The 608-nt window shown below is 51.3% G+C and carries 1 protein-coding gene; it reads right to left on the bottom strand.

Going from position 1 to position 608, the window contains the following annotated elements:
* On the bottom strand, nt 1-608 hold a 608-nt coding region (locus tag A3751_RS22330; RefSeq protein WP_369821275.1), incomplete at both ends, for a flavin monoamine oxidase family protein.

A 608-nucleotide genomic window follows, 5' to 3' on the forward strand; every position in this document is an offset into this window, starting at 1 on the left:
AGGCGACAGGTCCATTTGATTGAGACGATCGCGAACCGATAGGGTGTCAGCGTTATGCCAATTATCGGTGCTGAAAGGATCGTAGGGCAGAGGAAAGGAGTGAGTGGCGCCGTCGTGAAATTGGTGCATCTGTTCATTGGCAATGGCAAAGCCTTGATAGGTAGCCAGCGGAGGGGATGGCTCACTTTCGGGAGCATTGTTCTCACAGACAGCCATTTTAATCAGTGGTGGGATACCGCTCATGCCTGCATCGCGGGCTTCGTCTCCGTCCCACCACAGTAAGTTGGGAATCGTTCCGGGGGTGGAATCCACTAATGGTAAATTGTAGCGATTAATCTCAGCAAAAACGTTAGGTTGAGTGGAGTGAACCCAGGCACCACCGAGCTCAAACAGTTTTCCATCGCGCTTTACCGTAAATGTGCGTCCGCCAAGGCGATTGCGGGCCTCTAATATCAATACTGATAACCCGGCTTGCCTAAGTTCTCGAGCCGCGGTAACTCCAGCGAAACCGCCACCAATGACAATGACATCATAGTCATATTTATCGCTTTCTGTGTCTGTGGAGCCCTTATTAGTCGCTGCATTAACGCTGATATTGGCCCCTGCAG

This window comes from Oleiphilus sp. HI0080 (genome assembly GCF_001635135.1).